Annotated in this window: 2 protein-coding genes; both read left to right on the top strand. The window is 33.2% G+C overall.

The features are described 5' to 3' along the window. Positions 1-82 precede the first annotated feature (82 nt). Positions 83-3,835: a cell wall-binding repeat-containing protein gene (locus WAO56_RS03795; protein WP_422146278.1), complete on the top strand. Its 3,753-nt coding sequence runs from the start codon at positions 83-85 to the stop codon at positions 3,833-3,835. Between the two features lie 160 nt (positions 3,836-3,995). Then, positions 3,996-7,503: leucine-rich repeat protein (locus WAO56_RS03800; protein ID WP_422146279.1), on the top strand; the 3,508-nt coding region annotated here is incomplete at its 3' end.

Consider the following 7,503-nt stretch of genomic DNA (forward strand, 5'->3'; position numbering starts at 1 on the left):
ACTATAGATGAAATTAAATATATTGAACAATAAATCAATAGATGATAGTATTGAGATAATTAAGTAGAAGGGAGAATCCTATATGAGAAAATTAAAAATAAAAAAATATTTGGGTTTAATATTAGCATTAACAATTATGTTTTCAAATACGATAGCTTTAGCTTCAAATGAAGTTAAACAGGAGGCAAATGAAGAGATAATTGATACAATGAGTGAAGATGAAGAAGTAGTTCCAACTGAGGAGAACTTTTCTGATAAAGAAGAGAAAGCAGAAAACTCCTTGAAAGAATTTAAAGAAGAAGTTCAACTCTTAGCGAGTGAAGCTATTCAATATAACTCTTGGGATGAGGTACCAGATATATTACCTGCAGGGACCTATGATTTTTCAAACTTGCCGGAAGAGGCAGGGAAGGTTGAAGACTACTTAGTAAAACCTAAGGAGATAACTATTGATGGCGTTGAGGTAAAAATAATTGGTAGTAGTAGTGAAACTATATTTAAATATCTTCAAATCAATCTAAAAAATAAAGCGAAGCTTATGATTGAAGATTTAAAAGTCGATAATTTTCGAGGTCGCGCTCAAAGATATATTTCCGGTAATCGTGTTTCAGCAGTAAAAGTCTTAGATGATTCAAATAATGTACTTATTGTTGAAGGAGAAAACAATTATTTAACAGGAAATGAACATGGAGCTGGTATTGGAGTCAATGCTGGAACATCTTTAACAATAACAGGTGGTGAAAACTCTAAATTAGAAGTGATTGGTGGTTATATTATTGAAGAGACTAATAATTCAGATTCAGGGGCTGGAATAGGCGGGGACTATCAAAATTGTTGTGGAAATATAAGCTTTACCGGTGATGTAATGGTTGAAGCGAAAAGTTTAGGTAATGGGGCAGCCATTGGATCGGGTTATCTAAAATTTGGTTTGCAAGGAGATAAACCGAAAGGACCAAATGGGACTATTATGATTAAAGACAAAGTAAGAATAGAGGCACATTCTATAAGAAATTTGAATTTTACTAACGGTGCAGGGATAGGTTCAGGGCAAAGTTATGGTCATTACAGTAAAGAGGAGGCAATTTATTCTCCTGTGATAAATATTGAAGGAAATGCAAAAGTGAATGCTTCTACAAGAGGGAGCAATGTGGCAGCTATTGGAAATGCATATGGTATTAATTTAGGTCAAATAAATATTAAGGACAATACCACTGTAATTGCAGTTAATAATGCTGTTTATAATCCTGAAAAATACGAAGAAAATTTTGGTTTTGGGGATATTACAGGTGGTAGTGTTGGACCGGGGATAGGGTTTCAGATGCAAAATACTATTGAACATGACAACAAGTTTGATTATATAAATATCTCGGGAAATCCTACAATAGTAACAGGTGGAAATGAAGGTGGAATAATATCACCTAATGGAAAAATTAATATCTCAGGTGGTACTATAAAAATATTCACAAGAAACGGCGGGGGAATTGGAATAGACATTCCGGCTAAGTTCGGAGATGATTTATCAGGTGAAATTAATATTAGTGGTGAAAGCACTCGTATTGACATATTAGGTCGTGAAACTGTTACTCAGGAGAGAAAAGACAATGATATATATGGTTATTTAGATGATTATCAAGTTGGTGACATTATTGATAATTTTCATCCTGGAATAGGCCTTGAAGTTGCCAATGAAATAGATGCAGTGAAGATGAATATCAATATTAAAGATGCAACGGTTAATATTTCAGTAGGTGATGGAGCTGCTATTGGAGGAGCAGGAACAAATAAACGTAAAACCGCCCCAACTAAAAGCTATTCAAACATACTAATAGATGGAGCAATCATTAATGTAGAATCCAGGAGAGGTGCTGGAATAGGTAGTGGCTTAATGTCAAATGATAAATGGCATATTGATATTAAAAATAATTCGCAAGTTACGGCGAAATCTGTAGACGGTGCAGGAATCGGCGCTGGAGTTTCTCAATATTATAAGGGCAATAATACTCCTGGATATGCAGGAAATATTGTGATAGACAATAGTAGCGTGACAGCTTCCAGTAATTATGGTGCCGGAATCGGTGGGGGAAGGACTATGGACTACGATGATAGTGGAAAGCAGACTGGTATACAAAACCCTAGGAGCATAGATACGGAAGGGGCTTTGAAAATTTTGAACAATGCCAATGTGAAAGCCTATTCTGGTGCATATTTTGCAGGTGGTTCAAAATTTTTCTATCGAGATGCTATTACTGCAAAATTGTTAGAGGGCTCTAACTTAACTATGGCAAGTCATACTTTAAATCCACTGTTGAAAATAAATGAAGATTTAACAATTAAAACCTATGATGAATCAGGTAAAGAAGTTGCTGAAATGACTTTGCCCAAAGGGGCAAGAAGCTATGCCTATTCAATTCCTAAAGGTACAGGGACTACCTATAGTGAAAAAGCTATAGATAGCAATGGAAATACTTACAGTATTGCACAATATGAAAATGAAGATTTAAATATTAGTTACAGAGAAGCAGGACGCCATCCGGAGAATAAAAACTTATTTACAGCTGTTACAGAATACAAAGGTGCAGACTCAAATCATCTTGATGATAATACCGTAGTTGGATTAATACCGGTAATGTACAGTGTGAAATATGATGGAAACAATGCAGATAGCGGAAGTGTTCCAGTAGATGGGAATTCACCATATGAAAAAGATAATGAGATAACCGTACTAGGAAATACAGGTAATTTAGTAAAAGAGGGATATACTTTTAAAGGGTGGAACACTAAAGCAGACGGAAGTGGTATAGCCTACAAGGCAGGAGATAAATTTAATATAACAGATAATGTTACTCTTTATGCCAAATGGGAAAAAAATGAAGAATCAACGAAACCAACAAATCCAAGTGAACCAACAAATCCAACAGTTCCAAACAAACCAGGAAGGCCTATAGGAACAATAAAGGAAATAACCCTGGTAGGTGGTAGAGCAACATTAACTGAAAATATAGAACGTCAATTAATGGACTTTGTACAATATAGACTATCTGGTAAAGACCGTTATGCTACATCAGTAGCAGTAGCAAAAGAATATGACAAATCCAATATAGTATTACTAGCAAGTGGAGAAAAATATACAGATGAATTAACAGCAACAGTACTTGCAAATAAACTAGGTGCACCAATAATGTTAACAAGAAAAGATGCTATTCCAGCAGAAGTAAAAGCTGAAATTAACAGACTTGGAGCAACTAAGGTAATGTTAATAGGTGGAAAGGCTTCTATATCTGAAAAGGTAGAAAAAGAACTAGCTAACTACACTGTAGAAAGAATTGGTGGACCAGACAGATACGATACAGCAATTCTTGTAGGAAACCAAGTAAGAGTTTTAACAGGTAGTAAGACAGAAGCAATACTAGTAGATGGAACAAACTTCCCAGATGCAATAGCTATGACTAGCATGGGTGTAGAGCAAAATATGCCAATCCTATTAACAAAGCCAGGACAATTACCAGCAAGTACAGCAAAAACAATACAAGACTGGAAGTTGACTAAGGTAACAATAGGTGGAGGAAGTAAGTCAGTATCAGGAACTGTAGAACAAGAAGTTAGAAAATATGCAGAAGTAAATAGAATAGCCGGTGCTGACAGATATGAAACATCTGTACTAGTAGCAGAACAAGTATATGTAAAACCAAAACATGCAGTAATAGCAAGTGGAGAAGTATTCCCAGATGCTATAGTTGGGGCACCATATGCAGCAAAGAAGGGTTATCCAATAGTATTATCTAGAGGAAACAACGTTCCAGATGTTGTTATGGACTATGTTTTAGGTAATAGATAAATAAAAATTGAACAATAATGAGAATGAATAATAGGGATGTAAAACAGAGTGGATTTAAAAACTACTCTGTTTTATATTTATTGAATAAGAAATGTATAGATGATATCATGTAATATATGTATAGATGATAGTATTGAAGTGATTATATGGGAGGAGAAGAGTGAAATTATATAGAAAGAAAAAATATTTGAGTTTCATATTAGCAATAGTAATTATATTCTCAAATACAATAGCCTTAGCTTCAAATGAAACTAAACAGGAAGGAAATAAAGAAATTGGACATGGTAATATCTTATTGAATTACGAAGAACTTACATTAAAGAATGGAACAGCTATAACATCACAAAATTCTGTAATCCCTAATGAAGATATAGTTAATTTTGTTCTTGATGTGAATTCCAATCCCGGACAAGTGGAAATAAATCTTTTTAAGAAGGACAATATAAGAGAAGATTTATTTTTAAAAGCGGAATACAGGGATATTAAAGTTTATGAAATAGCTGATAATGGAGAGGAAAAAGAATTAACGGACTTTATAAGTGGTAGTGATTTAGAAAAATATACTATTAAAATAAATAGCAAGGGTGCTTTAAGAATTAAAGGTAATTTTGAAATGACCTATATTGCAATAACTGATAATGGTATAGTGGCACAGTCTGGAAATTACTATGATATAGAGGACAAGGATAACTTCGTTTTTAAAGTTGAAACAAATAATATTTCTGAGACTTTTAATATACCTGTTAGAGGAAAAAACACTGACTATAATCCTGAGAAGCCGGTAGAGCCGGAAGAAGCTGAAAGGCCTGAAATAGAGGATGATGAACCTTGGGATGAAGGATTGTTTCGTACACAATTCGATGGAAATGGTGTTAGAATAGATAAAATCAATTTGGATCATCCCAAAATAGAAGAATATCGCCAAAGGAAGACCTTGGTTATTCCGGAAAAAATTGGTGGAAAAGATGTTGTTAATATTGGCTTTGGTAATGATTACTCAAAAAATGAGATTTTTGCCAACAAAGGCTTTACTTTTAATCAAATTATCTGGCCGGAGACAATGACAAAAATTGGGAATATAGCTTTTAAAAATTATGAAAATGAACTTTATATTAGTTTCCCTAAAAATTTAAAAACTATTGGCAACAATTCATTTTCCGGAATAAAAAATCTAAAGGGAAATTTAGACTTTCCAGAAAGTCTTACAACAATTGGAGATTACGTATTTAGCGGATGTGAAAATTTGGAAAGTGAATTAATGTTTCCGGAATCACTTGTATCTATAGGTAACGGCGCTTTTCAAAACTGCTATAAACTGTATGGCGATTTAATATTCCCGGATAGTTTAAAAACTATTGGACAATCTACCTTTAAAAATTGTACAGGATTTGATGGTGTTTTAAAATTCAATGATGGCTTGGAAGAAATTGGACTTAATGCTTTTGAATTTGAAAATAAGCAAGGACAAGAGCCGAGGCCGGGACATTTTTCTTCTAATATAAATATTCCTATATCCTTAAAAAAATTTGGCAGTAATGCCTTTTATCCGGGAACAAACCATAATGAAAAGTATAATTTAGAGCGAAGTTTGGTATTCTACCATAATAAAGAAGAACTAGGAGAATTGAATTTCAGTAAACAACACAATACAGGTATAAGCATTACTAGCTATGAATCAAATAAAGAACATTTAAGTAATATATTTAATTATAACTCGCATGCTTGGGATGGAAGATTTAGAAATTTTATTGAAATATCTGAACCAAATTATACACAGCATAAATTTAATCAGAATCCAATTATAACTGATAAAGATGAAGTAAAAACAGGGGAAAACTTGAGGACAACTATCCCAATTTGTATAAATGAACCTTCCTATGATAGAAGAATGGAAGGGACAATAGTCATTTACTTAGTAGATAACAATTTAAAATACAAATTAGAGGAAAGTCAAATTACTTTTAAGGACAAGGATAGTGCAGAAAGTCTAAATATTGGTTTTGAAATAATAGATGATAAATTACAAGTATTTATTAAACAAAACACTCCACTCCATTTTGATATTATAATAAATGGGAAAATGGAAAAGATTGATTCAAAATTACCGAAACAAGATATATTTAACATTAAGGCGTCTGTAGAAGAAGTAAAAAATGTAGTAGAAGATATTGACGATAAATATGTTTTTACAAAAAGTAAAGCGGTTAAAGTTATAGAAGTGGCTAAATATACAGTAACTTATACCGATGGAGTGGAGGATAAGGTAGTATTTGATGACTATATTGTTGAAGATGTAGTAGAAGGTTCGGAGATACCGACTTTTTGGGATGGTAGAATCCCTTCCGGTAAAGATTTTCTAGGGAATAATGTAATTTTCAAAGGATGGAAAGCAAAAGGAGAAGAAGAGGTATATTTTCCAACAGTAGCTAAAGGAGTAAAGGCTACAAAAAATGTGGTATATGAAGCCCAATGGGAACAAAGGTATGAAATTAAATTTATAGCAAATGGAGGAAAGGTTGATTTAACTTTACAGAAGAAAGATCCTAGTATAGTTGAGGAATATCGTAATTATTACCTTGCAACCTATCCGGAACTAGGAGAAACTCCTCCGGATAAAGAGAAGGTAACCTACGGCACAGTAAATACTCTTTTAGGATTTCCGATGGATTATAAAATTGTTGAACCGAACACTCCAACAAGAGTAAACAGTATATTTGCCGGATGGTATACTAGTGAAGATTTTACTGAAGGGACTCAATGGAACTTTGCAACAGATACTATAAAGGGAGATACAACACTTTATGCAAAATGGATTCCAGATAAATATACAGTAACCTTTAATAGTAATGGGGGTACAGATGTCCCTAAACAAATTGTAAAATATGAAGAAAAGGTAACGAAACCAACACAGCCACAAAAAGAGGGATATAAATTTGAAGGTTGGTTTAAAAATATAGGATTAACAGAAGAATATGATTTTGAATCGCTTGTAACAGAAGATATAACATTATATGCAAAATGGATTCCAGTATATACGGTAATCTATAATGCTAATGAAGCAGATAGTGGAACTGTTCCAGTAGATGGCAATGAATATGAAAAAAATGCAGAAGTAACTACACTAGGAAATACAGGTAATTTAGTAAAAGACGGATATACCTTTAAAGGCTGGAACACTAAGGCAGACGGAAGTGGAGTTTCTTATAACCCAGGAGATAAGTTTAAGATTATAGAAAATACAAGTCTTTATGCACAATGGGAAAAAAATGAAGAACCAACAAAACCAACAGATCCAAGTGAGCCAACAAAACCAACAAAACCAGAAAGACCAACACCAACAATAAAGGAAATAACCCTAATAGGTGGACAATCTACATTAACTAAAAATATAGAAAACCAACTAAACAGATTTAAAGTAAATAGAATTTATGGAAAAGATCGTTATGCTACATCAGTAGCAGTGGCAAAAGAATATAGCAAATCCAATATAGTATTACTAGCAAGTGGAGAAAAATATACAGATGAATTAACAGCAACAGTACTTGCAAATAAACTAGGTGCACCAATAATGTTAACAAGAAAAGATGCTATTCCAGCAGAAGTGAAAGCTGAAATTAACAGACTTGGAGCAACTAAGGTAATAATAATAGGTGGAAATGACTCTATAT

This window comes from Miniphocaeibacter sp. (assembly GCF_049276255.1).
GTDB lineage: Bacteria > Bacillota > Clostridia > Tissierellales > Peptoniphilaceae > Miniphocaeibacter.

Bases quoted from the DNA above. Each gene is read 5' to 3' on its own strand.
- WAO56_RS03795 (WP_422146278.1), top strand. From the start codon at position 83: ATGAGAAAATTAAAAATAAAAAAATATTTGGGTTTAATATTAGCATTA.